At 69.7% G+C, this 23,888-nt stretch carries 18 protein-coding genes; 6 read left to right on the forward strand and 12 right to left on the reverse strand.

Annotated elements, in window-relative coordinates:
* Window positions 1-13: 13 nt before the first annotated feature.
* Both SD37_RS27440 and SD37_RS27445 read left to right on the forward strand, forming a co-directional pair.
* Window positions 14-1,285 carry an SAM-dependent methyltransferase gene (locus SD37_RS27440; RefSeq protein ID WP_044850003.1) on the forward strand — a complete coding sequence of 424 codons (1,272 nt, stop codon included), beginning with the start codon at window positions 14-16 and terminating at the stop codon, window positions 1,283-1,285.
* Complete coding sequence (locus tag SD37_RS27445) at window positions 1,286-2,071, forward strand: DUF1295 domain-containing protein (protein ID WP_044850004.1); 786 nt, start codon at window positions 1,286-1,288, stop codon at window positions 2,069-2,071. It begins immediately after the preceding gene.
* Here SD37_RS27445 and SD37_RS27450 read toward each other — a convergent pair.
* The gene (locus SD37_RS27450; RefSeq protein WP_044850005.1) at window positions 2,058-2,567 is read right to left on the reverse strand and encodes a DinB family protein; all 510 of its coding nucleotides are present in this window, start codon (window positions 2,565-2,567) and stop codon (window positions 2,058-2,060) included. The genes SD37_RS27445 and SD37_RS27450 overlap by 14 nt on opposite strands.
* 210 nt (window positions 2,568-2,777) lie before the next feature.
* Here SD37_RS27450 and SD37_RS27455 point away from each other — a divergent pair, with 210 nt between their 5' ends.
* The gene (locus tag SD37_RS27455; protein WP_083255099.1) at window positions 2,778-4,097 is read left to right on the forward strand and encodes a wax ester/triacylglycerol synthase family O-acyltransferase; all 1,320 of its coding nucleotides are present in this window, start codon (window positions 2,778-2,780) and stop codon (window positions 4,095-4,097) included.
* Window positions 4,098-4,307: 210 nt separating this feature from the next.
* Here SD37_RS27455 and SD37_RS27460 read toward each other — a convergent pair whose 3' ends face one another.
* From SD37_RS27460 to gltB, 5 genes are all read right to left on the reverse strand, one after another.
* On the reverse strand, window positions 4,308-5,699 hold the full coding sequence (locus SD37_RS27460; RefSeq protein ID WP_037309643.1) for a class II 3-deoxy-7-phosphoheptulonate synthase: 1,392 nt from the start codon (window positions 5,697-5,699) through the stop codon (window positions 4,308-4,310).
* Window positions 5,700-5,779: 80 nt separating this feature from the next.
* Window positions 5,780-6,712 carry a trypsin-like serine peptidase gene (locus tag SD37_RS27465; protein WP_037309642.1) on the reverse strand — a complete coding sequence of 311 codons (933 nt, stop codon included), beginning with the start codon at window positions 6,710-6,712 and terminating at the stop codon, window positions 5,780-5,782.
* Between the two features lie 194 nt (window positions 6,713-6,906).
* Window positions 6,907-8,304 (reverse strand): alpha/beta hydrolase, encoded by a 1,398-nt coding sequence (locus SD37_RS27470; protein WP_044850007.1) that lies wholly within the window; start codon window positions 8,302-8,304, stop codon window positions 6,907-6,909.
* 93 nt (window positions 8,305-8,397) lie between these two features.
* Entirely contained in the window at window positions 8,398-9,906 is a 1,509-nt protein-coding gene (locus tag SD37_RS27475; protein WP_044850008.1) for a glutamate synthase subunit beta, read from the reverse strand.
* Window positions 9,899-14,467, reverse strand: coding sequence for a glutamate synthase large subunit (gltB, locus tag SD37_RS27480; RefSeq protein WP_044850009.1), 4,569 nt, complete (start codon window positions 14,465-14,467; stop codon window positions 9,899-9,901). The genes SD37_RS27475 and gltB overlap by 8 nt, the downstream gene beginning before the upstream one ends.
* 320 nt (window positions 14,468-14,787) lie before the next feature.
* Between gltB and SD37_RS27485 the strand changes: the two genes are divergently transcribed.
* Window positions 14,788-15,573: an SDR family oxidoreductase gene (locus SD37_RS27485; protein WP_044850010.1), complete on the forward strand. Its 786-nt coding sequence runs from the start codon at window positions 14,788-14,790 to the stop codon at window positions 15,571-15,573.
* A gap of 190 nt (window positions 15,574-15,763) precedes the next feature.
* On the forward strand, window positions 15,764-16,828 hold the full coding sequence (locus SD37_RS27490) for an NAD(P)H-dependent amine dehydrogenase family protein (protein ID WP_044850011.1): 1,065 nt from the start codon (window positions 15,764-15,766) through the stop codon (window positions 16,826-16,828).
* Between the two features lie 111 nt (window positions 16,829-16,939).
* Here SD37_RS27490 and lgt read toward each other — a convergent pair whose 3' ends face one another.
* From lgt to SD37_RS27505, 3 genes are read right to left on the reverse strand one after another with little or no spacing between them, the layout of a single operon-like run.
* A complete protein-coding gene (gene lgt, locus SD37_RS27495; RefSeq protein WP_044850012.1) occupies window positions 16,940-18,028 on the reverse strand; it encodes a prolipoprotein diacylglyceryl transferase in 1,089 nt (362 codons plus the stop codon).
* Between the two features lie 29 nt (window positions 18,029-18,057).
* Window positions 18,058-19,227: a M20 metallopeptidase family protein gene (locus SD37_RS27500; RefSeq protein ID WP_044850013.1), complete on the reverse strand. Its 1,170-nt coding sequence runs from the start codon at window positions 19,225-19,227 to the stop codon at window positions 18,058-18,060.
* Complete coding sequence (locus SD37_RS27505) at window positions 19,224-20,366, reverse strand: amidohydrolase family protein (RefSeq protein ID WP_044850014.1); 1,143 nt, start codon at window positions 20,364-20,366, stop codon at window positions 19,224-19,226. The genes SD37_RS27500 and SD37_RS27505 overlap by 4 nt, the downstream gene beginning before the upstream one ends.
* Before the next feature lie 251 nt (window positions 20,367-20,617).
* Between SD37_RS27505 and SD37_RS27510 the strand changes: the two genes are divergently transcribed.
* Window positions 20,618-20,926: a hypothetical protein gene (locus SD37_RS27510; RefSeq protein ID WP_044850015.1), complete on the forward strand. Its 309-nt coding sequence runs from the start codon at window positions 20,618-20,620 to the stop codon at window positions 20,924-20,926.
* 59 nt (window positions 20,927-20,985) lie between these two features.
* On the opposite strand, the gene trpA is transcribed toward SD37_RS27510, so the two are convergent.
* From trpA to trpC, 3 genes are read right to left on the reverse strand one after another with little or no spacing between them, the layout of a single operon-like run.
* Window positions 20,986-21,777, reverse strand: a complete 792-nt coding sequence (gene trpA / locus SD37_RS27515) for a tryptophan synthase subunit alpha (protein WP_044850016.1) — start codon at window positions 21,775-21,777, stop codon at window positions 20,986-20,988.
* Window positions 21,774-23,003 (reverse strand): tryptophan synthase subunit beta, encoded by a 1,230-nt coding sequence (gene trpB / locus SD37_RS27520; protein ID WP_044850162.1) that lies wholly within the window; start codon window positions 23,001-23,003, stop codon window positions 21,774-21,776. Before trpB ends, trpA begins: the two co-directional genes overlap by 4 nt.
* Window positions 23,000-23,809, reverse strand: a complete 810-nt coding sequence (gene trpC / locus SD37_RS27525; protein ID WP_005155232.1) for an indole-3-glycerol phosphate synthase TrpC — start codon at window positions 23,807-23,809, stop codon at window positions 23,000-23,002. Before trpC ends, trpB begins: the two co-directional genes overlap by 4 nt.
* Window positions 23,810-23,888 lie beyond the last annotated feature (79 nt).

A 23,888-nucleotide genomic window follows, 5' to 3' on the forward strand; every position in this document is an offset into this window, starting at 1 on the left:
CCGAATGACGACTATGCCGAACAGTCCCGCCTCCCGTCTGGTCCCGTTCGCCGAGCGGCTGCTCGGCGGCTCACTCCCGGTCGGTCTCCGTACGTGGGACGGCGTACGCGCCGGTCCCCCGGACGCGCCGACCGTGGTGCTCCGGAACCGGCGGGCCCTGCGCCGTCTCCTGTACGCCCCCGGCGAATTGGGCCTCGCCAGGGCCTACGTCTCCGGTGATCTCGATGTCGAAGGTGATCTCGCCGACGGATTCCGCCGGATCTGGGCGCTGACCCGATCGGGCGCCGTCCGCGGAGCCGCGCTCGGCCCCCGCGAGTGGGCCGAAGCGCTCCGGATCGCGGTCGGCCTCGGCGTCGTCGGGCCGCCGCCCAAACCACCCGCCGAGGAGGCGCGGCTGTCCGGGGCGCTGCACAGCCTGCGCCGGGACAAATCCGCGATCGCGCACCACTACGACCTCGGCAACGCCTTCTACCAGCTGCTGCTCGACGAATCGATGGCCTACTCGTCCGGGTACTGGACCTCCGACGAGGACGGCTACGACCTGGAGCAGGCCCAGTGGGACAAGCTCGAACTGATCTGCCGCAAGCTCGGCCTCCGGCCCGGGATGCGGCTGCTCGACGTCGGCTGCGGCTGGGGCTCGCTGCTGGTGCACGCGGCGAAACATCACGGGGTGCACGCCGTCGGCATCACGCTCTCGGCGGAACAGCGGCAGCACATCCGAGGCCGTCTCGTCCAGCACGACCTGGAGGAGCGCGTCGAAGTCCGCAGGCAGGACTACCGGGAACTGACCGACGAGCCGTTCGACGCCGTCGCCTCCATCGAGATGGGCGAGCACGTCGGCGAGCAGAACTATCCCGAGTACACGCGGACGCTGTTCCGGATGCTCCGGCCCACCGGACGGCTGGTCCTGCAGCAGATGTCCCGCGGCGCGGTGGCGCCGGGCGGTGGCGCGTTCATCGAGCGCTACATCGCTCCCGACATGACGATGCGGCCGCTGAGCCGCACGCTCGGGCATCTGGAGACCGCGGGCTTCGAGATCCGCGACGTCCACGCGCTGCGCGAGCATTATGTGCGTACGGTCCGGGCATGGGAGAGAACGCTCGAGGCCAACTGGGACGACGTCGTGGCGCTGATCGGTGAACCGGGCGCGCGGGTCTGGCGGCTCTACCTGGTCGGCGGCGCGCTCGCCTTCGAGGAGAACCGGATGGGCGTGGACCAGATCCTCGCCGTCCGGCCGTCCGAGCACGGCTTGAGCGCGCTGCCCGCCACCCGGGAGTGGTCCTAGATGCCGTTGGGGGGAACGCTGCTCGTCACCGCCGCCATCACGTTGCTGGCGGTCGTCGTCACCTTCGGCATCGCACGGGCGCGGGGGCGATACGACACCATCGACACGTTCTGGGGGCCGGGCTTCGCGCTCGTCGCACTCGTCGCGGCCCCGCTCGGGGACGGTTCGACGGCACTGCGCGTGGTCACGGCGGCGCTGACCGTCGTCTGGGGTGTCCGCCTCGGCGTGCACCTTCATCTGCGCAACCACGAACTGCCCGAAGACCCGCGTTACGTGCGGATGGCGGAGCGCGCCGGGGAGAATCCGGCGCTCAAGCTCTTCGTCCGCGTGTACCTGGTGCAGGCGGTGGTGCTCTGGTTCGTCTCGCTGCCGGTCCAGTTCGCGATGTACGGCGATTCCTTCGGGGTGACGGCCTGGATCGGCGTCGCGGTGTGGCTGGTCGGCTTCGGGTTCGAGACGGTCGGCGACGAGCAGTTGCGCCGGTTCAAGGCCGATCCGGACACCAAGGGGAAGGTGCTCGACAAGGGGCTGTGGCGGTACACGCGGCATCCCAACTACTTCGGGGACGCGTGCGTGTGGTGGGGCCTCTACCTGCTCGCGTGTTCGAGCTGGACGGGGGCGGCGACCGTGCTCTCCCCGGTCGCGATGACGTACACGCTGGCCAAGGGCACCGGAAAACCTTTGCTGGAAAAGGGATTGCGGCGCTCCCGGCCGGGATACGCGACCTACGTCGAACGCACCAGCGGGTTCTTCCCGCTGCCCCCGCGCCGCGTCACTCCCCGGTGAGCCCGTCGATCAGTTCGCGCAGCAGGTCGAGGTGGCCGGCGTGCCTGCCGGTCTCCTCGATCATATGCGCGACCACGAACCGGACGTTGACCTTGCGGTCGCCCCGGAACGCGACCTCGTCGTCCAGCCCCATCCGGGCGACGACCTGGCGGCTCCGCTCGCACTCGGCCTCGTAGGCGGCGATCAGCCGCTCGATCGGGGTCTGCATGGCGACCCGGAATTCGGCGTCCGGATCGACCTCCAGCGCCTCCTTCCAGACGTCCTCGGCGCCGTCGAGCACCACGGTGAACCAGTACTGCTCGACAAGGGTCAGATGCCCGAGCAGACCGGCGACGGTGGTCAGTTCGCTGGGGACGAGCGGGCGCCGGGCCTGCTCGTCGGTGAGGCCCGAACACTTCCACACGACCGTGGCGCGGAGGAAGTCGAGGAAGCCGTTCAGCTGGGTGCGCTCGTCGCCGGTGAGCGGCGGTTCGGGACGCTTCGGTTCGTCGGTCATGGTGCTGCAGTCTGCCGGTTTCCTCGGATGATCCGCTAACGAGTTACCCCTGTCCACCATCTGTCGCAGAGCCGTGGTCCATGTCCGAACATGATCCCATCGTTCGAGTGAAACCAGCGGTAGTTAGCGCCCGCGAAACATGACGACCACCCGCCCGTCATGTCAGGCTGGTGCAGTGGGTGCCATAGCCGGAGCACCCAGGAAAGGCAGATGATGTCAGGCCCCCAGCTGAGCGCACTCGATGTCGCTTTCCTTTGCCTGGAAAGCGAAACGACGCCCATGCACATGGGCGCGGTGGTCACCTTCCGCCCGCACGGGCAGGTGCACGCGCGTAAGCTGATCGCGTTGCTCGCCGAACGTGCCGCGCGCATCCCGAAGCTGCGCCAGCGCCCCCGCACCGCACTGTTCCCGCCCGGCGCCGCGATCTGGGCCGAGGACCCGGATTTCGTTGCCAGTGAACATATTTCACATCATCACCTGAGTTCCCTGTACGAACCGGACCCGCTGTCCGCCCATGCGTCACGCTGGATGGGACGGCCGCTCGACACCGGAAAGCCCTTGTGGGACTTGCAACTCGTCACCGGACTGCCGGACGGCGAGTTCGCGCTGCTGCTGAAACTGCACCACGCGCTCACCGACGGGGCGGGCGCGTACGCCGTCGCCTCGGGTCTGCTCGACGAACTCCCCCGCACCACCAGGCGCGCGCACAGCGGCGCCGAACCACCCGCGCCACGCTCCCCTGTGGACGCCGTCAAAAACGTCCTCGGCGCCACCCTGGCCCAGGCCGGGGAGTCCGCCGGGATCGCCTCGTCGGTCGTCCGCGCGACCCGCTCGCCGCTGTCCCCGATCAGCGCGCCGCCGTCGACCGAACGACGGCTCGGTTTCGCCCGGCTCGACACCGCGGACATCCGGCGGATCCGCCGGGCCCACGGCGGCACCGCCAACGACGTAGTGCTGGCGATCCTCGCCGGTGCGCTGCGCGAATGGATGATCAACCGCGGCCAGCGCGCCGACGACCGGACACTGCGGGCGCTCATCCCGGTCAGCGTGCGCGGGCGGTCCGCCGATCAGCTCGGCGGCAACAAGCTGTCCGGGTATCTCTGCGAGCTCCCGGTCGGTCTCGACCACCCGGTGGAGCGGCTGCTGGCCGTCCAGCGCGAGATGAGCCGGAACAAGGCCGCCGGTCCCGCCCGTGGCGCCGGCGCGTTCCCCCTGCTCGCCGACCGGATGCCGCCGATGCTGCACCGGCTCGGCAGCAAGGCCGCCGGGCTGGCCGCGCCGCTGCTGTTCGACCTCGTGGTGACCACGGTGCCGGTCCCGCCCAACCGGCTCACCCTGGACGGGACCCGGCTCGAAGGGGTGTACCCGTTCGTGCCGCTGGCGCCGCGGCAGGCACTCGGGATCGCGGTGGCGACCTACCGGGACTCGGTCCACATCGGACTGCAGGCGAACGGGGCGGCGGTCCCGGACGTGGGCTCGCTGCGGGACGGGGTGCTCAAGTCGGCCGCGCGGTTGCTGGACGCCGCTTGACGGGCTCGTGAGTGGTACGTCCCGTCCGCGTTGCCGAAGGGCCCCTTCCCCTCATCTCACGCGGCGAAGGGCGCTTTCCCCGCATGCGATGCGGGGAAAGCGCCCTTCAGCCCCGGGCCGTAACCAGGATGAAAAGACGCCATGAAAGGTCCTTTGCTTGCAAAATTTGCAAGGAAAGGACCTTTCATGGCGCGCGTAAGGGGGCTTCGGTCAGCCGCGAAGCATCTCGGCGACCAGGAAGGCCAGCTCCAGCGACTGCTGCGTGTTCAGCCGCGGGTCGCAGGCGGTCTCGTACCGGCCCGAGAGGTCCAGATCCGAGATCTCCTGCGCGCCACCGAGGCATTCGGTGACGTCCTCGCCGGTCAGCTCGACGTGGATGCCGCCCGGGTAGGTGCCGAGCTTGCGGTGCACCTCGAAGAAGCCCTGGACCTCGTCCACGATCCGGTCGAAGTGCCGGGTCTTGTAGCCGGTGGACGACTCGTGGGTGTTGCCGTGCATCGGGTCGCACTGCCAGATGACCTTGTGCCCGGACGCCTCGACCTTCTCGACGATCGCGGGCAGCACCTCGCGGACCTTGCCGTTGCCCATCCGGGCGATCAGCGTCAGCCTGCCGGGCTCGTTGCGCGGGTCGAGCCGCCGGACGTACTCGACGGCCTGTTCGGGCGTGGTCGTCGGGCCGATCTTGAGGCCGATCGGGTTGGCCAGCAGTTCGGCGAACGCGATATGCGCGCCGTCGAGCTGCCGGGTCCGCTCGCCCACCCACAGGAAGTGCGAGGACAGGTTGTACAGCTTGGGGTTCGCCGCGTCCGCGCGGTCCATCCGCAGCATGGAGCGCTCGTAGTCGAGCAGCAGCGCCTCGTGGCTGGCGAAGATCTCGGTGGACTGCAGCGAGGAGTCGGTGACGCCGCAGGCCGACATGAACCGCAGGCCCCGGTCGATCTCCGAGGCCAGCGCCTCGTACCGCTCACTGGCGGGCGAGGACTTCACGAAGTCCTTGTTCCAGTCGTGCACCTGGTGCAGATCCGCCATGCCGGCGCCGGTCAGCGCGCGGACGAGGTTCATCGCGGCGCCCGCGTTGGCGTAGGCGCGGATCATCCGGCCGGGGTCGGGCACGCGCAGTTCGGGCTTGGCGACGAGCGAGTTGATGATGTCGCCGCGGTAGACCGGCAGGCCGAGCGCGTCGGTGGACGCCGAACGCGGCTTCGCGTACTGCCCGGCGATCCGGCCGACCTTCACCACCGGGAGGCTCGCGCCGTAGGTGAGGACGACGGCCATCTGCAGCAGGGTGCGCAGATTGGCGCGGATATGCGGTTCGGTGTTCGACTCGAAGGTCTCCGCGCAGTCGCCGCCCTGCAGCAGGAACGCCTCGCCGCGGGCGACCATGGCCAGCCGGTCGGAGAGCCGGTCGATCTCGGCGGGGACGGTGATCGGCGGCACGCTTTCGAGCACCCCGCGGACCCGCTTCGTCAGCTCGGGGTCCGGCCACTCGGGCTGCTGCGCGGCGGGCCGGGCGAGCGCGTCGTCGAGCCGGTTGCGCAGCTCGGGCGGCAGAGGAGGCAATTCGGGGAGCGTGTCGACGGGAACGTCCACTGTCCAGTTCACCGGCCCAGGATATGCCGGGCCGGAAGCCGCCCGCCCACCGGGACGAAAGTCCCAAAAGGTGGACGGGCGGTCCGGGACGGTCAGGCGGCCTGCGCCTTGTTGTAGAGGTTCTGCGCGTCGGTGCCGAAGTACGGACCGAACATGTACCCCGGCAGGAAGGTGTAGCCGAAACTGTTCACCGACGCCTGGACACCGGCACCGGTCGCCTCGCTGAAGTTGAGGAACCACGGGCCGCCGCTCGAACCGCCGGTCATATTGCAGTTCATCCCGTGGTCCTTGGTCAGCAGGAAGTCGGTGAACGTGCTTCCGCTGCAGTAGATCAGCTTCGTCCCGTCGTACGGCGCCGCCGCCGGATACCCGAACGTGTACATCGACTGGTTGCGCGCCTGGTTGAACGCGATCCCCTGCGCGCCGACCACGTCGGTCAGCCTCTGCCCGTTGAGCGGGTTGACCACGGCCGCGCCGACGTCGTAGTTCATGTCCTCGCTCGCTTCCCACTGCGGAGTGGTCAGCGTGCTCTTCGCGGCCCAGGTCCCGTAGGGCGTGTTGCCGTTGTTGTAGCCGGGCGCGAAGGTCCAGTTGGTGTGCCACGCGCCCTGGTACTTCACGCAGTGCCCGGCGGTGATGACGACACTGCCGTTAGCGCTGGTGACCGCGTCACCGGAGCACGACGCGTTCCGCCCGCCCATGGTGAAGAACACCCGGCCGGCGGTCTGCACGACCTTGCCCGCCCCGGTCCACGCGCCGCCGCCGTTGGGGATGCTCTGGATGATCGTGCTCTCGCCCTTCGCGACGTCCTTGAGCGAAAGGGGCGGGGCCTGGACCAGTTGTTCGATCGGCACCGCCGACCGCATCCGCTCGGGTGTCCAGTAGGCCGCCACCGCCTGCGCGTCGGCCGCCGCCTGATGATGGACCGGTCCGGCTTGAGCGGGACCCGCGACCGCCGTCAGCCCCGTCACCGCCAGCCCCACGAGCGCCGCCAGGATCCCCGTCCGGGAAGCCGTCCTCTTCATGGCATACCACCTTTCGCCACCGGTGAATTGCCGTATGACCTGCACGACTTTCTGAAAGTATTTGCCCTGCTACGGGGCGTACAAGCGACCGTTCGGCCGCATCCGGGACGGCGTATGGGCCGTTCGGCCCAGCGTGGCGGAACGCCGCGGTGAGAACGTGAATCCTCGGCCGCCGCGTTCGGAAAACGACCTGATCAAGCGGGACAGTGGGAGTCGGCGGCCGGGAAGGCGCCGTCCCGCAGGTATCGGACGACGACGTCGTTACCGCAGGCGTTCTCCTTGGTGAAGACGCCGTGCCCGCCGGCGTCCACGGTGACGAACTTCGCCCGAGCGCCCAGCGCCGACCGCATTTCGCGGGCGCCGACGAGCGGGGTCGCCGGATCGCGGAGGTTCTGCACCAGCAGGATGTTCGACGGTCCGCGGGCGTGAATCCGCACCGGCGGCTCGCGGCGCTCGACAGGCCAGAACGCACAGGGGGTGATGTTGGCGGCCGCGGGGCCGAACATCGGGTGCGTCACGCGGGCCCGATCGACCGCTTTTTGGTAGTAGCGCACGCTTTCCGGCCAGTCGGTGTCGTTGCACAGCACCTGGAGCTGGAGCGCCGCGTGGTTGTCGCCGTCGAGTGGCCCGCCGTGCGCCGATGCGGCCGGGGCGGCCCATTTCCCGGCCAGCGCGGGGAAGTTCGCGTCGTCGTACAGCGCCGCCCAGGTAGCGGACCGGATGTCGTCGCCGCGTTCCTCCACCAGTTCGAAGAACTTCGCCGTCACCTCGGCCGACGTCCGCCCGAGGTGGTAGACGTCGTCGCGCGCCGCCGCCCATGCCGTGAAGTCAACGAAGCGGTCGTCGAAGCCGTCCGCGAAGCGTTGGTGCGCCCGGACGTCCAGCCCGGCCGGACCGACGAGGCTGTCCAGCACGATCCGGTCCGTGCGCGTGGGGAACATCGACGCGTAAGCGGCGCCGAGATAGCTCCCGTACGAGACGCCGTAGTACGAGATCTTCCGCTCCCCCAGCGCCTCTCGGATCCGGTCCAGGTCGCGCGCGGTGTTGGCGGTGGTCATCTGCGGCAGGAGATCCGCCGTCTTCGACTCGGCGCATTGCTTCGCCACCACACGGGACTTCGCCGCCTTCTCGGCGACATCGCGCGGGCCCGCCGCGTACGGTCCGACAAGGATGAACCGTTGGTCCTGGGTGAGGTCACAGGTCACTGGCGTGCTGTAGGTGGTCCCGCGCGGGTCGAACCCGATGACGTCGTAGCTGTCCAGCAGACCGGTGTGCCCTTGTCTTTGCGCCAGTTGCGCGGGCATCGCCAGGCCGGGGCTCCCCGGGCCGCCGGGATTCATCAGCAGCACGCCCCGGCGCTTCGGCGAAGTGCTCGCCTTACGGGACAGGGTGAGTTCGATGGTCCGACCGCCGGAGTCGGCGTAGTCCAGCGGCACCTTGAGTGTCGCGCATTCGAGCCCGGCGGTCGGCGAGGGCGTCATGCCGTAGTCCGGGCAAGGGGACGTCCACTTCACCGCCGGAGCCGCTTCGGCGGTCGCCGGGACCGCGGCCATGAACGGGAGGAAAGCCAGTAAGGCCAGCACTTTCTTCATGCGGGGATCGTCGCGCGCACGACCGCCCTACCGCGTCGTACCCGAGGCTGGTCCCGGCCCTCCACCTTGGGTGGGAGCCGGGACCGCCGTTCGTCAGACCACCGCGAGCGGCAGCGCCGTCGGGTGCACCGGTGCCGGGAGGTCGGACGCGCCGGTGAGGTACGCGTCGACGGCGCTGGCCACCGAGCGTCCTTCCGCGATCGCCCACACCACCAGCGAAGCGCCGCGATGCGCGTCCCCGCAGACGAACACGCCCGGCGAGGACGTCTGCCAGTCCGAGCCACACGAAAGCGTTCCGCGCTTCGTCAGCGAGAGGCCGAGCCCGTCCAGCAACGGCATGTGCTCGACACCCTCGAACCCGATCGCGAGCAGCACGAGGTCGGCGGGCAGTTCCTCGACCTCGTCGTTGACCGGGGTCACCATGCGCTTGCCGGTCTCGGGGTCCTTGACCACGCGGACCTGCCGGAGTTCTACCGCGCGCACGTTGCCGTCGTCGTCACCGATGAAGCGGGTGACCGCGACGGCGAACTTGCGCTCGCCCGCCTCCTCGTGCGCCGGATAGGTGCGCAGGATGTACGGCCAGGTCGGCCACGGCGAGCGTTCGTCGTCCCTTGTGGACGGTGGGGTCGGGTACTGGTCCAGCTGGGTCACCGAAAGCGCGCCCTGCCGGGTCGCGGTGCCGTACGAGTCGGCGCCGGTGTCGCCACCGCCGATGATGACCACGTGCTTGCCCGCCGCGTCGACCGGCGACGGGCCGTCACCCTCGACGTACTTGTTGGCGGGGACCAGATGTTCCATCGCCAGATGGATCCCGGACAGTTCGCGCCCCGGCGTCGTGGTGTCGTCACGGCCGCGCAGCGCGCCCACGGCGAGCACGACGGCGTCATAGGTGGCGCGGAGTTCCTCGACGGTCAGGTCGACGCCGACCTCGCAGCCGGTGACGAACTTCGTGCCCTCCTTGCGCAGCTGGGCGAGCCGCCGGTCGAGGACCTTCTTCTCCATCTTGAACTCGGGGATGCCGTACCGCAGCAGGCCGCCGAGCCGGTCGTCCCGTTCGTAGACGGTCACCTCGTGACCGGCGCGGGTCAGCTGCTGCGCGGCGGCGAGCCCGGCGGGACCGGAGCCGACGACCGCGACCCGCTGGCCCGACGACACCGCCGAGACCTGCGGCTGCACGTAACCCGCTTCCCAGGACTGGTCGGCGATCGTCTGCTCGACCCGCTTGATCGACACCGGTCCGCCGGACAGCGGTGAGATCGACAGGACACAGCCCGCCTCGCACGGCGCGGGGCACAGCTTCCCGGTGAACTCGGGGAAGTTGTTGGTGGCGTGGAGCCGGTCGCTCGCCGCGGCCCAGTCACCGCGGCGCACCAGGTCGTTCCACTCCGGGATCAGGTTGCCCAGCGGGCAGCCGGAACCACCGGAATGACAGAACGGGATGCCGCAGTCCATGCAGCGCGAAGCCTGCTTGCGCACCTTTTCGTTGCGCTCGCCGGGTTCCACGTCGGCGTACACCTCGCCCCAAGTGGCGAGACGTTCCTCTTTGGACTTCTTCTTCGGCTCTTCGCGTTCGTACTTCAGGAAACCCGTCGGATCAGCCACGAGCGGCCTCCATGATCGCTTCGTCGACGTCGCGGCCGGCGGCACGCGCCGCCTTCGCCGCGTCAAGGACACGCTGGTAGTCGCGGGGCATCACCTTGGTGAACGCCGCCGAACGACGCGGCCAGTCGCCGAGCAGCGACGCGGCCACGGCCGAACGTGTGAGGTCATAGTGTTTCTGCACGGTCTTCTTGAGCCAGGCGAGATCCTCGGACGTCGGGGTCAGGAGGTTCACCATCTCCTCGTTGACCCGGCCGCGATCGAGGTCGAGCACGTACGCCTCGCCGCCGGACATCCCGGCCGCGAGATTGCGCCCGGTCGGGCCGAGCACGACGGCCTGTCCACCGGTCATGTACTCGAACGCGTGGTCACCGACGCCCTCGGCGACGACCACCGCACCGGAGTTGCGCACGCAGAACCGTTCACCGACCTGGCCGCGCAGGAACATCTCCCCGCCGGTGGCCCCGTAGGCGAGCGTGTTCCCGGCGATGGTCTGGCCCTCCGCGGCGAACTTCGCGTCCGGATGCGGGCGCACGATGATCCGCCCGCCCGAAAGCCCCTTGCCGACGTAGTCGTTCGCGTCGCCGACCATGTCGAGCGTGATGCCGCGCGGCAGGAACGCGCCCAGCGACTGCCCGGCGGATCCGGTCAGCAGCACGTGGATCGTGTCCTCCGGCAGGCCCTCGCCGCCGTAGCGGCGGGTGATCTCGGACCCCAGCAGCGTGCCGACGGTCCGGTTCACGTTCCGCACCGGCAGTTCCAGCCGAACCGGATGCGCGTCCTCCAGCGCCGCCTCGGCGAGCTGGATCAGCGTCCGGTCGAGCGCGTGCTCCAGGCCGTGGTCCTGCCCGCGCGTACGCCGCTTCGCCCCGCCGTACGGGGTTTCAGTGGGCATTTCGAAGATCGGCGAGAGGTCCAGCCCGGAGGCTTTCCAATGCTCGATCGCCTTGTCGGTGTCCAGCACCTCGGCGTGCCCGATCGCCTCGTCGAGGGTACGGAAACCGAGTGCCGCCAGCGTTTCCCGGACCTCTTCGGCGACGAACCGGAAGTAGTTGACGACGTGGTCGACCTGTCCGGTGTACCGCTTGCGCAGCTCCGGGCTCTGGGTCGCGACGCCGACCGGGCAGGTGTCGAGGTGGCAGACGCGCATCATGACGCAGCCCTCGACGATCAGCGGCGCCGTCGCGAAACCGTACTCCTCCGCGCCGAGCAGCGCGGCGATGACGACGTCGCGGCCGGTCTTCATCGCGCCGTCCACCTGCACGGTGATCCGGTCGCGCAAACCGTTGAGCAGCAACGTCTGCTGCGTCTCGGCGAGGCCGATCTCCCACGGCGTCCCCGCGTGCTTGAGCGAGTTCATCGGGGAGGCGCCGGTGCCGCCGTCGTGGCCGGAGATCAGCACGACGTCCGCGTGCGCCTTGGACACGCCCGCCGCGACCGTGCCGACCCCGAGCGAGGACACCAGCTTCACGTGGATGCGGGCGTTCTCGTTGGCGTTCTTGAGGTCGTGGATCAGCTGGGCGAGATCCTCGATCGAGTAGATGTCGTGGTGCGGCGGCGGCGAGATGAGCCCGACGCCCGGCGTCGAGTGTCGCGTGCGGGCGATCCACGGGTAGACCTTGTTGGGCGGCAACTGCCCGCCCTCGCCCGGCTTCGCGCCCTGCGCCATCTTGATCTGGATGTCGTCGGCGTTGACCAGGTACTCGCTCGTGACGCCGAACCGGCCGCTCGCGACCTGCTTGATCGCGCTGCGCCGCTCCGGGTCGTAGAGGCGCGCGGGGTCTTCCCCGCCCTCACCGGTGTTGGACCGGCCACCGATGCGGTTCATCGCGATGGCGAGGGTTTCGTGCGCCTCGGCCGAAATCGAGCCGTAGGACATCGCACCGGTGTTGAACCGCTTGAAGATCGCCTCGACCGGCTCGACCTCGTCCAGCGGGACCGGCTCGCGCGCGCCCTCGCGGAAGGAGAACAGCCCTCGCAGCGCGCCGCCCTGGCGGTAGAGCCGGTGCACCTCGTCGGAGTACTTCTTGTACACCTCTTCCCGGCCGGTCTTCGTCGCGTGCTGCAACAGGAAGACGGTCTCCGGGGTGAACAGGTGCAGTTCGCCCTCGCGGCGGTACGCGTACTCGCCGCCGGTCTCGAGTCCACGGTGGACCCGGTCGGTCGGGTTGTCCGGGTACGCGCGGCGGTGGCGGACGGCGACCTCTTCGGCGAGCACGCTCAGCCCGACGCCGCCAAGCTTCGACGACGTCCCCGTGAAGTACTCGTCGAGCAGATCCTGGGCCAGGCCGAAGGATTCGAAGACCTGGGCCGCGGTGTAGGCGCCGACGGTCGAGATGCCCATCTTCGACATGATCTTCAGGACGCCCTTCACGAGCGCCTTGACGTAGTTGCGGATCGCCTTGGCCGGCTCGATCCCGGTGATGGCACCGGTCGGGATCATGTCCTCGATGGTCTCGAAGGCCAGGTACGGGTTCACCGCCGCGGCACCGTAGCCGAGCAGCAGCGCGATGTGGTGGACCTCGCGGGCGTCCCCGGTCTCGACGACCAGTGCGACGCGGAGCCTTTCCTTGGTACGCACCAGATGGTGGTGCACCGAGGAGACCAGCAGCAGCGACGGGATCGGCGCCATGCGGTGGTCGGAATCGCGATCGGACAGCACGAGCGTGCGCGCGCCCGCCGCGATCGCCTCGGAGGCCTCGCGCCGGACCCGCTCGATCGCCGACGCCAGCGCGTCGGCCCCACCATCCACTTCGTACAGTCCGGAAAGGACACTGCAGGCGAAGCCGGGAAGGTCGCCGTCGTCGTTGATGTGGATCAGCTTGGCGAGTTCGTCGTTGTCGATCACCGGATACGGCAGCTGCACGTGACGGCAGGAGGCCGGGCCGGGGGCGAGCAGGTTCCGCTCCGGGCCCATGATCCGGCTCATCGAGGTGACGAGCTCTTCGCGGATCGCGTCCAGCGGCGGGTTGGTGACCTGGGCGAAGTTCTGCTTGAAGTAGTCGTAGAGCAGCCGGGAACGCTGGGACAGCACCGCGGGCGGGGTGTCGGAGCCCATCGAACCGATCGGCTCGGCGGCCTTGACCGCCATCGGCGCTAGCAGGATCTTCAGCTCTTCTTCGGTGTAGCCGAAGGAAAGCTGGCGCCGCAGCACCGAATCGTGGCTCTGCACGATGTGGTCGCGATCCGGCAGGTCGGCGATCTGCAGGAGACCGGCGTGCAGCCACCCCTCGTACGGGAGTTCCTTGGCCAGCTCGGACTTGACCTCTTCGTCGTCGACGATCCGGCCCGCCTCGGTGTCCACCAGGAACATGCGGCCGGGCTTGAGGCGGCCCTTGGCGACGACGTCCGCGGGGGCGACGTCGAGGACACCGGCCTCACTGGCCAGCACGACGCGGTCGTCCGCGGTGCGCCACCAGCGGGCCGGGCGCAGCCCGTTGCGGTCCAGCACCGCGCCGACGAGGGTGCCGTCGGTGAAGGTGACGCAGGCCGGGCCGTCCCACGGTTCCATCAGGCTGGCGTGGAACTGGTAGAACGCACGACGCTGGGCGTTCATCCCGGTGTGGTTCTCCCACGCCTCGGGGATCATCATCAGCACCGCGTGCGGCAGCGAACGGCCACCGAGGTGCAGCAGCTCCAGCACCTCGTCGAAGGAGGCGGAGTCCGACGCGTCGGCCGAGCAGATGGGGTACAGCCGGGTCAGGTCGCCGGGAAGGAGGTCCGATTCGAGCAGTGCCTCACGGGCGCGCATCCGGTTGCGGTTTCCCCGGATGGTGTTGATCTCGCCGTTGTGCGCGACGAACCGGAACGGGTGCGCCAGCGGCCACGACGGGAAGGTGTTGGTGGAGAACCGCGAGTGCACGAGCGCGATGGCGCTGGTGAGCCGGGTGTCGGTCAGGTCGGTGAAGAAGAGCGGGAGCTGCTCGGGGGTCAGCATTCCCTTGTAGACGATCGTGCGCGAGGACAGACTCGGGAAGTACGTCCCGCAGCCGTTGGTCAGGCTCTCGTTCTCGACGCGTTTGCGCAGGCAGAAGGCCAGCCTGTCCAGTCCGAGCCCGCCCGGCCGCCTGCCGTCGGTCTCCTGGGCCGCGACGAACAGCATCGCGAAATGCGGCATCACCGAACGCGCCGTGGGGCCGATGTCGGCACGGTCGGCGTCGACCGGGACTTCGCGCCAGCCGAGGACCTGGAGGCCCTCTTCGGTGGCGATCCGCTCGATCAGGGCGACGGCCTTGCCGCGCTCCTCGACGTCCGAGGGCAGGAAGCCGATACCGGTCGCGTACGTCTGGTGACCGTCGGCGTCCGGCTCGGGCAGGATGAAGCCCGCTTCCGCGCGCAGCAGCTCGTCGGGCAGCTGCAGCAGGATGCCCGCGCCGTCACCACTGGTCGGTTCCGCGCCGGCGGCGCCCCGGTGGTCGAGGTTCGTCAGCGCGGACAGGCCGTCGGTGACGATGCCGTGCGAACGGCGCCCGCGGATGTCGGCCACCATGGCCACACCGCAGGAGTCCTGTTCGGATTCGGGATCGTAGAGACCTTGTTTGCCGGGAATGGCGGAGAAGATCATGAAGGGACCTCCTTCGTCGTCTGTGCTCAGCGACCGGACAGGCCGGCCGGGGGAATGCGCACGGGACGACGATGGCCCGTTCGTTGACGCGACTTTAACACCTAGGAAACATGGTGGCATCAGTTCAGCGGGCGCGAAATTCCGCCGATGGGTAACGATCTGGGTGATCGGAACGACGCAGTTCCTGATGGGGACGCGGTAGTTCGTACCGCTAAGTATATGTCCCGTTCCGGCATGTCAAGTAGTGCGGTGAGGCGACCCTAGTCACTCCGGACTTCTTCCGCAGCACGAGGTAAGTAGAACGTGTTACAGTTTCGCGCATGATCCTGGACCGTTTCCGGCTCACCGACCAGGTCGCCGTGGTCACCGGCGCCGGACGCGGCATCGGCGCGGCGACGGCCGTGGCCCTCGCGGAGGCCGGTGCCGACGTGCTGATCTCGTCCCGTACCGAAGCCGAGCTCGCGGAGGTCGCCGAGCAGGTCGCCGCCACCGGCCGCCGGGCGCACGTGGTGCCCGCCGATCTGAGCGACCCGGCCGCCGCCGGCGAGCTGGCGCGGATCGCGACGGCGGAATTCGGGCGGCTGGACCTGGTGGTCAACAATGTCGGCGGGACCTATCCCCGCCCGCTGCTGGAAACCACCGCCGAGTTCCTGGAAGAAGCCTTTCGCTTCAACGTTTCCACCGCCCACGCGCTGACCGTCGCGGCCGCACCGTCCTTACTGGAGACGGGCGGGTCGGTCGTCAACATCTCGTCGGTCATGGGCCGCGTGACCGGCAGGGGCTTCGCCGCGTACGGGACGGCGAAGGCCGCGCTGGCGCACTACACCCGGCTCGCGGCGGCCGACCTCGCGCCGAAGGTGCGGGTGAACGCGATCTCGGTCGGTTCGGTGGCGACCTCCGCACTCGAAGTGGTGGTGGGCAACGACGAGCTGCGCGGCCGGATGGAGGCGGCCACTCCCCTGCGCCGGATCGGCGAGGCCGAGGACATCGCGGCCACGGTCGTGTTCCTGGCGTCGCGGGCGGGCCGGTACGTCACCGGCAAGATCCTCGAAGTCGACGGTGGACTGCAGGCCCCGAACCTGGAACTGGGCCTGCCCGATCTGTAGGAAACGGTTGGCGGAGCTGAGAGGCACCGGGGAAGTGACCATACGCGTGAACCCGCCCTGGCCGAAGGCCCCCGCTATCGCGGTGGCAGGACGCCCTGTTCGTCTACCGTGAGGTGGTCTACCAGGCAGCGTCCTGCCGACGTCGATCGCGGACGCGGGTTCACCATTCAGACATCAGGAGGCGAACGCCGTGCGCGTGGTCCAGTGGAGTACCGGGAACGTCGGCCGCCACGCGCTGGCCGGGATCGCCGCGCGCCCCGACCTCGAACTCGCCGGGGTCTGGGTCTCGAGCGAGGCGAAGGCCGGTGTGGACGCCGGGGAGCTGGCCGGACTCGGCCGCCCGCTCGGCGTCACCGCGACGACCGACGCGGAGGCCCTCATCGCGCTGAAGCCGGATTGCGTGCTCTACACGGCGATGGCCGACGACCGGCTGATGGAGGCCGTCGAGGACCTGAAACGGTTCCTGCGCGCGGGGATCAACGTGGTGTCCAGCAGTCCGGTGTTCCTCCAGTACCCCGAAGGTGTCGTCCCGCCGGACCTGATCGAGCCGATCCGTGCCGCGGCGCGAGAGGGCGGCGCTTCGCTGTGGGTCAACGGCGTCGACCCCGGTTTCGCCAACGACTGGCTGCCGCTGGTGCTCACCGGCGTCTGCGAACGGATCGACGAGGTGCGATGCCTGGAGATCCTCGATTACTCCACGTACGACAACGGCAAGGTCCTCTTCGACATCATGGGCTTCGGCCGCGAGATGGACGACCTGCCGATGCTCCTGCAGCCCGGCGTGCTGTCGCTGGCGTGGGGCAGTGTCGTCCGGCAGCTGGCGGCGGGGCTCGACGTCGAACTCGACGGCGTCGAGGAGAGTTACGAGCGCCTTCCGGCTCCCGAGACGTTCGAGATCGCCTCCGGGACGATCAAGGAGGGGACGGCGGCGGCGCTGCGGTTCGAGGTGCGCGGGATGCGCGGCGGGCGGGCGGTGTGCGTGCTGGAGCACGTCACGCGCCTGCGGGGCGACCTCGGCCCGGACTGGCCGCAGCCGAGCGGGCAGGGTTGCTACCGCGTCCAGGTGACCGGTGAGCCCGAGTACGTGCTGGACCTGCGGCTGGTCGGGACCGACGGCGACCACAACACGGCCGGGCTGAAGGCGACCGCGATGCGGCTGGTGAACGCGATCCCGGCGGTGGTGGCGGCTCCGCCCGGGCTGCTGACCGCGCTGGACCTGCCGTTGGTGACGGGACGGGGCCTGGTCGCTCCCTGAGGTCCTTCAGGGACCCGTCGCCCCTGGGACCCCGGATGTTATGAACGGGACTTTCATTGCAAAATTTGCAATGAAAGTCCCGTTCATAACACGCGAGAGGGAGCGAAGCGGCTACTTTTCCGAGTCGGGTTTCGGGTCCTCGGTCGCCTTGTCGGCGGCGGAGTCGCGCACGGTGTCCGGCGCCGCCGCGACGTCGGCGTGCGCCTCACCCTCGGCGGCGGAGGCGGCCACAGAGGCGGCAGAGGTGCCGGAGGCACCCTCGCCATCGGAGGCACCCGAGGCATCGGGGGCGTCCTCCCGCGGCACGTCCTTGCTCCACAGGGTTTCCGGCGCTTCCCGCGGCCCCCGCTTCGCCGCCAGGACGAAGTACGCGATCGCCGCGGCGAACAGCAGGATCGAGGTCCACACGTTGACCCGCAGGCCGAGGATGTGGTTCGCGGAGTCGGTCCGCATCAGCTCGATCCAGAACCGGCCCGCGGTGTATCCGGCGACGTAGAGCGCGAACACGCGGCCGTGGCCGAGGCGGAACTTCCGGTCCGCCCAGATGACCAGCAGCGCCACGCCGACGTTCCAGAGCAGCTCGTAGAGGAACGTCGGATGCACCGGGCTGTCCGGCAGCGGGACGTGCCCGATCGCGACGCCGTTCAGGAAATCGTTCGGGTCGGTCGGGTTGTAGCGCTGGTAGATCTCCAGGCCCCACGGCAGGTCCGTGTGCGCGCCGTAGAGCTCCTGGTTGAAGTAGTTGCCGAGCCGTCCGACGGCCTGCGCCAGCACGATGCCCGGCGCGAGCGCGTCGGCCATCGCGGGCAGCGGGATCCCCTTGCGGCGGCAGGCGATCAGCGCGCCGACCGCGCCCAGCGCGATGGCGCCCCAGATGCCGAGGCCGCCGTCCCAGATCTTCAGCGCGTTGAGCGGGTTCTTGCCGGGGCCGAAGTACAGCTGGTTGTCGGTGATGACGTGGTACAACCGCCCGCCGACCAGGCCGAACGGCACCGCGAAGACGGCGACGTCGATGACCGTCCCCTTCGTGCCGCCCCGGGCGATCCATCGCCGCTCGCCCAGCCAGATCGCCGCGATGATGCCGGCGATGATGCACAGCGCGTAGGCCCGGATCGGAATCGGCCCGATATGCCAGACGCCCTGGTCGGGACTGGGGATGGTCGCGAGGAACGCTGCCGAGGCGGTATTCACGTCGGCCACCGTAGCGCTTCGGGCGCGTCTTGGGGGCGTCAGCCCTCGACGGCGGCCAGATAGCCCGCGATCAGCGCGGACGCGACCTGCCCGACGGCGCCGTCCGGCGGCAGGAAGAGCTCGTCGTGCAGGCTCGGCGCGCCCGCCGTGTCGCCGAGGCCGACGAACATCATCAGCCCGCGGGTCACCCCGCAGTAGTGCGCGAAATCGTCGGCGCCGAACGACCGGAAGTCGGTGTCGACGCCCGCCCCGGCCCGGACGAGCCGCCGATGCGCGTGCTGGGTGAGCCCGGCGTCGTTGTGCAGCACCGGTTCGCACGGGCTGATCTCCAGTTCGGCCCGGCAGCCGTGCGCCTTCGCGGTGCCGTGGACGACCTCGGCGAGCCCCTCGAGCGCGAGGTCGCGGTCTTCGGCGCGCATCAGCCGCAGCGAGCCGGACAGGCGGGCCTCGTTCGGCACGACGTTCGCCGTCGTCCCCGCCTCGATCCGGCCGACCGAGCAGACCGCGCCGAACACCGGGTCGACCCGGCGGCTGGCGAGCTGCTGCAGGCTCACCACGAGCTGGCTGAGCGCGAGGATCGGGTCCCGGAGCAGATGCGGGTAGCCGGCGTGCCCGCCCTGGCCGCGGACGATCACTTCGAACTCGTCGGTGGAGGCGTTGACCGGGCCCGGCACCGCCGAGACCACGCCCGCCGCGAGCCGGGGCTGGACGTGCGCGCCGATGACCGTGTCGACGCCGTACTCGGCGAGCACGCCGGACTCCACGATGTCCAGCGCGCCGGACGGCGACGTCTCCTCACGCGGCTGCAGGAGCGCGAGGAGCGGCCTCGGCACCCCGACGACGGCCGCGGCGCGGCAGGTGGCGACGAGCGCGGCCATGTGCACGTCGTGGCCGCACGCATGCATCAGCGGCGTCTCCGAAGCCCACGGGACCCTGGTCCGCTCGGTGACCGGCAACGCGTCCAGTTCGGTGCGCAGGGCCACGGCCGGCCCGGGCCCGGTGCCAGGGAACAGCACGGCACGGCCGGTCTTGGCGACCCGGACGCCCTCGTCCCCGCCCAGCGCCTCGACGAGGACCCGCGCGGTGTCCTCTTCGTCCCCCGACGCGCGGGGGTCCGCGTGCACCCGGTGCCGGAGCTCGATCGCGGACGGCAGCTCCGCCTCGACGGCGGCCTCCCACCGGTCCTGCAGTTCGTCCAGTTCCGTCATGTCCCCTCCAGCCCGTACACCCGTTCGGCGTTGCGGTGCCCCACCAGCGCCGTGATCCGGCGCGCGTCCACTTCGGACAGTACGTCCGCGGTGAGCCCCGCGTACAGGAAATCCGACAGCCCTTGCCGGAAGAGCGCGGTGCCGAGGTGGTACAGCTCGGCCAGCCCGAACGCGTCCGTGGAGAACAGCAGTTTCCCGAACGGCACGATCTCCATTGTCTCCGCGATGATCGCCGCCGCACGGTGACCGGCGTTGTGCGTCGCGAGACCCACGTCGATGAACACGTGCTCGAAGACCTGCGCCAGATACGCGGCGTTCCGGTGGAAGGGATAGTTGTGCAGCAGCATGATCGGTACCCCGCACGACCGGGTCGCCCGCAGCAGCCCGGTGAGCAGCAGCGGATCGCAGCGGTGCAGGTCCACGTCGGAATCGCCGAAACCGACGTGGAACTGGACCGGCAGGGCCAGGTCGATCCCGGTCCAGACGAGGAACCGGTGCAGTACCTCGTCCGCGAGCCGGACCGGTTCGCCCGCCTCGATCCTGGCGAGCCAGCGGCCCGCCGCTTCGGCGACCTCGGCGCCGGTGGGCCGCTCCCCCGCCAGGTCCAGGCCGACCCGGTAGGCGGCGATGGACTTGAAGCCGACCGCCGTCGTGGCGCGTTTCGCCAGTTCCCCGGCGAAGGCCGCGGCGAACCCGGCCGCCGTGGTGGATTCGATCACCGCTTCGGCGACCTGTTCGAGCCGGACGATGTCGCGGGCGCGGGCGCCGGACAACGCCGCGAACTGCCCGGTCGTGGTCAGCGTGTCCGGCAGGAAACCGCCGTCGAGCAGGAAGTCGGTCGTGCCGGTGGCCCGCAGGAACCGCGCGTTGACCTCGGCGGCACCCAGTTCGGCGCGGCGGGCCAGATACGCGTCCGCCGGGACATGCGGCGGCAGGCCGAGCATCGGGGCGCAGCGGGCACGGACGGCGAGGCCGATCAGCGAGTCGAACAGGGTCGTGCCCAGTGACGAGACGGTGTCGGCCTCGGTGAGCAGCTGCTCGAACTCGATCCGGCCGAGGTCTCCGGTGACGACCCCGTGGCAGTGATGGTCCACCAGCGGCGTCTCGGCCACGAACGGCAGGATCCCTGGTCCCGGCATGGCGTGTCCCTTCCCGTGATCGGCGAGTGCGCCCCACCCTAGGGATGGAAGCCGTCATGGCAAGTTTCACTGTCCACTTTGGACAAACAGGAGCCGCGTTCGGTCACCGAAACAGACCTGGTCCGGCACCCCGATCGTCTCTAAAGTGACGCTCACTCGCCCACCTCGTCGTCAGCAACGTCGCGCTCAGGACCATCTGCTACATCGACCAGGGCAATGTCCGCTGGAACCTGATCTACGACGACTTCCAGATGCGGACCGGCTACACCTACGCGTCCTACCTGACGACGCAGTCGACGCAGTGGTGCGGGAACGTCGGCATGAAGACAGGCGGCGCCAAGGCCGAGACGTGGGTGCATCTCTACCCGAGGCCCGACTGGGCTTATGAGGCGATGTACCCGGGACACGACGTCGCGGCCGTCTGCACGCTCGGGTTCATCACCGGCCCCGATGGCGTGTCCAGACGCTGGGATCTGTACGTCGACCACGCGAACAACGTCGCCGGATTCACCTGGTACACCAGCTTCCACTCGTCACCGCTGTCCATCACCGAGTGCTGAACCGAAAGGGCCCTTCACCGCGTCGCACGCGGTGAAGGGCCCTTTCGGCTCACGTCAGATCAAGCGGGTGCGACGGCTTTCCGCACCCCGGCGGCCAGTTCGGCCGAAAGCTCGCGTACCGCGTCCAGTCCGCTCGCCGCGGCGGTCACCAGGGCCGAGCCCACGATGACACCGTCGGCGAAACCGGCGACCTGGGCCGCCTGCGCGCCGGAGCGGACGCCCAGCCCGACCCCGATCGGCAGCTCCGTATGCGCGCGGGTCCGGGCGACCAGATCCTCGGCGTGCACGCCGACCTGGTCACGGGCACCGGTCACGCCCATCACCGCGGTCGCGTACACGAAACCCGAAGCCGCCTCGACGGTCTTCGCGATCCGCTCCTCCGAGGAGGACGGCGCGACCAGGAAGATCCGGTCCAGGCCGTGCTGTTCGGACGCGGCCATCCACTCGTCGGCCTCGTCCGGGATCAGGTCCGGGGTGATCATCCCGAGCCCGCCCGCGGCGGCGAGGTCCCGCGCGAAGCGGTCGACGCCGTAGCGGTGCACCGGGTTCCAGTACGTCATCACGACGGCCTTGCCACCGCGCGACGACACCGACTCGACGACCTCGAACAGGTGCTTGAGCTTGAAACCGCTGGTGAGCGCGCTCACCGAGGCGGCCTGGATGGTCGGGCCGTCCATCACCGGATCCGAGTAGGGCACGCCCACCTCGACCAGGTCGGCGCCGCCGTCGACCACCGCGGCCAGCAGATCCTTCGACCCGTCGACCGTCGGGAAGCCGGCCGGGAGGTACCCGATCAGCGCTCCGCGACCCTCTTCGCGCGTCTTGGCGAAAACGTCACCCAACTCGCTCATGCGTTCTCCACCAGGCCGAAGTACTTCGCGGCGGTGTCCATGTCCTTGTCGCCACGACCGGACAGGTTCACCACGATCAGGCCCTCGGGGCCGAGTTCACGGCCCAGCACCAGCGCGCCGGCCAGCGCGTGCGCCGACTCGATCGCCGGGATGATGCCCTCGGTGCGCGAAAGCAGCTTGAACGCGTCCATCGCCTCGGCGTCGGTCACCGGCCGGTACTCGGCGCGGCCGCTGTCCTTGAGCCACGAGTGCTCCGGGCCGACGCCCGGATAGTCCAGGCCCGCGGAGATCGAGTGCGACTCGACGGTCTGGCCGTCCTCGTCCTGCAGCAGGTACGTCATCGCGCCGTGCAGGTTGCCGGGGGTGCCCTTGGTCAGCGTGGCGCCGTGGCGGTTGCCCTCGACGCCCTCGCCACCCGGCTCGAGACCCACGAGACGGACCTCGGGGTCGTCGATGAAGCCGTGGAAGATGCCGATCGCGTTCGACCCGCCGCCGACGCAGGCCGCGACGACGTCCGGCAGGCGTCCGGCCTGCTCCAGGATCTGAGCGCGGGCCTCCTCGCCGATGATCTTGTGGAAGTTCCGCACCATCATCGGGAACGGGTACGGGCCCGCCGCCGTGCCGAACAGGTAATGCGTGGTGTCGGCGTTGGTGACCCAGTCACGCAGCGCTTCGTTGATCGCGTCCTTGAGCGTGCGCGAACCGGTTTTCACCGGGACGACCTCGGCGCCGAGCAGCTTCATGCGGGCGACGTTCAGCGCCTGCCGCTCGGTGTCGACCTCGCCCATGTAGACGATGCATTCCAGGTCCAGCAGCGCGCAGGCGGTGGCGGTGGCCACGCCGTGCTGACCGGCCCCGGTCTCGGCGATGACCCGCTTCTTGCCCATCCGCTTGGTGAGCAGCGCCTGGCCCAGCACGTTGTTGATCTTGTGCGAACCGGTGTGGTTCAGATCCTCGCGCTTGAGGAAGACGCGGGCGCCACCGGCGTGCTCACCGAAGCGCTTGGCCTCGGTGAGCAGCGACGGGCGACCCGCGTAGTCACGCAGCAGGCGCCGGAACTCGTTGACGAAGTCCGGGTCCGTGCGGGCCTTGTCGTATTCGGCCGCGACCTCGTCGACGACGCCGATCAGGGCCTCGGGCATGAACCGGCCGCCGTACGGGCCGTAATAGCCCCGGTCGTCCGGGTCGTGCTCGCCGTGCGGTGTTTCGGTGTACTCCACGCTCATCGAGACGGCCTCGGGCAAGCGGGGTGCGAACCGGCGGTCACGAGCTTGACCAGGGCACCCTTCGGGTCGCCCGAAGCGACGAGCCCTTCGCCCACGAGAACGGCGTCGGCGCCGTGGCCCGCGTACGACATCAGGTCACCGGGGCCGCGGACACCGGACTCGGCGATCTTGAAGACGTCCATCGGCAGGCCTGGGGCCAGCCGCGAGAAGACGTCCCTGTCGACCTCGAGGGTGTGCAGGTTGCGGGCGTTGACGCCGATCACCTTCGCGCCGGCTTCGAGGGCCTTGTCGGCCTCTTCGGCGTTGTGGATCTCGACCAGCGCGGTCATCCCGAGGGATTCGACCCGGTCCAGCAGCGCGATCAGGGCGTTCTGCTCCAGTGCCGCCACGATCAGCAGGACCATGTCCGCGCCGTGCAGCCGCGCCTCGTGGACCTGGTACGGGCTGACGATGAAGTCCTTGCGCAGCACCGGGATGTCGACCGCCGCGCGGACCGCGTCGAGGTCGGCGAGCGAACCGCCGAACCGCCGCTGCTCGGTCAGCACGCTGATCACCCTGGCGCCGCCGTCGGCGTAGTCCTTCGCCAGCGCGGCCGGATCCGGGATCTCGGCCAGATCGCCCTTGGAGGGACTGCGCCGCTTCACCTCGGCGATGACGCCGATACCGGACTCACGCAGGGCCGCGAGCACGTCACGTGGGGGCGCGACCTGGGTCGCGCGCTTCTTCAGTTCGTCGAACGGCAGAGCCGCCTCGCGCTCGGCGAGATCGGCGCGGACGCCGGCGACGATGTCTTCGAGCACGCTCACCGGCGGACCTCACCGGCTGTCGTACTCACGGATTCCTTCGCAAGGTCGCTCACAAAAACCTTCCCCTTCCCGCCGAAAC

The sequence above is a fragment of the Amycolatopsis orientalis genome, assembly GCF_000943515.2.
GTDB classification, from domain to species: Bacteria; Actinomycetota; Actinomycetes; order Mycobacteriales; family Pseudonocardiaceae; genus Amycolatopsis; species Amycolatopsis orientalis.

What these genes read in the sequence shown, in the direction of transcription:
- SD37_RS27440 (WP_044850003.1), top strand. Translation starts at nt 14, where the DNA reads ATGCCGAACAGTCCCGCCTCCCGTCTGGTCCCGTTCGCCGAGCGGCTG.
- SD37_RS27445 (WP_044850004.1), top strand. Translation starts at nt 1,286, where the DNA reads ATGCCGTTGGGGGGAACGCTGCTCGTCACCGCCGCCATCACGTTGCTG.
- SD37_RS27450 (WP_044850005.1), bottom strand. Translation starts at nt 2,567, where the DNA reads ATGACCGACGAACCGAAGCGTCCCGAACCGCCGCTCACCGGCGACGAG.
- SD37_RS27455 (WP_083255099.1), top strand. Translation starts at nt 2,778, where the DNA reads ATGATGTCAGGCCCCCAGCTGAGCGCACTCGATGTCGCTTTCCTTTGC.
- SD37_RS27465 (WP_037309642.1), bottom strand. Translation starts at nt 6,712, where the DNA reads ATGAAGAGGACGGCTTCCCGGACGGGGATCCTGGCGGCGCTCGTGGGG.
- SD37_RS27470 (WP_044850007.1), bottom strand. Translation starts at nt 8,304, where the DNA reads ATGAAGAAAGTGCTGGCCTTACTGGCTTTCCTCCCGTTCATGGCCGCG.
- gltB (WP_044850009.1), bottom strand. Translation starts at nt 14,467, where the DNA reads ATGATCTTCTCCGCCATTCCCGGCAAACAAGGTCTCTACGATCCCGAA.
- SD37_RS27485 (WP_044850010.1), top strand. Translation starts at nt 14,788, where the DNA reads ATGATCCTGGACCGTTTCCGGCTCACCGACCAGGTCGCCGTGGTCACC.
- SD37_RS27500 (WP_044850013.1), bottom strand. Translation starts at nt 19,227, where the DNA reads ATGACGGAACTGGACGAACTGCAGGACCGGTGGGAGGCCGCCGTCGAG.
- SD37_RS27505 (WP_044850014.1), bottom strand. Translation starts at nt 20,366, where the DNA reads ATGCCGGGACCAGGGATCCTGCCGTTCGTGGCCGAGACGCCGCTGGTG.
- SD37_RS27510 (WP_044850015.1), top strand. Translation starts at nt 20,618, where the DNA reads ATGCGGACCGGCTACACCTACGCGTCCTACCTGACGACGCAGTCGACG.
- trpA (WP_044850016.1), bottom strand. Translation starts at nt 21,777, where the DNA reads ATGAGCGAGTTGGGTGACGTTTTCGCCAAGACGCGCGAAGAGGGTCGC.
- trpB (WP_044850162.1), bottom strand. Translation starts at nt 23,003, where the DNA reads ATGAGCGTGGAGTACACCGAAACACCGCACGGCGAGCACGACCCGGAC.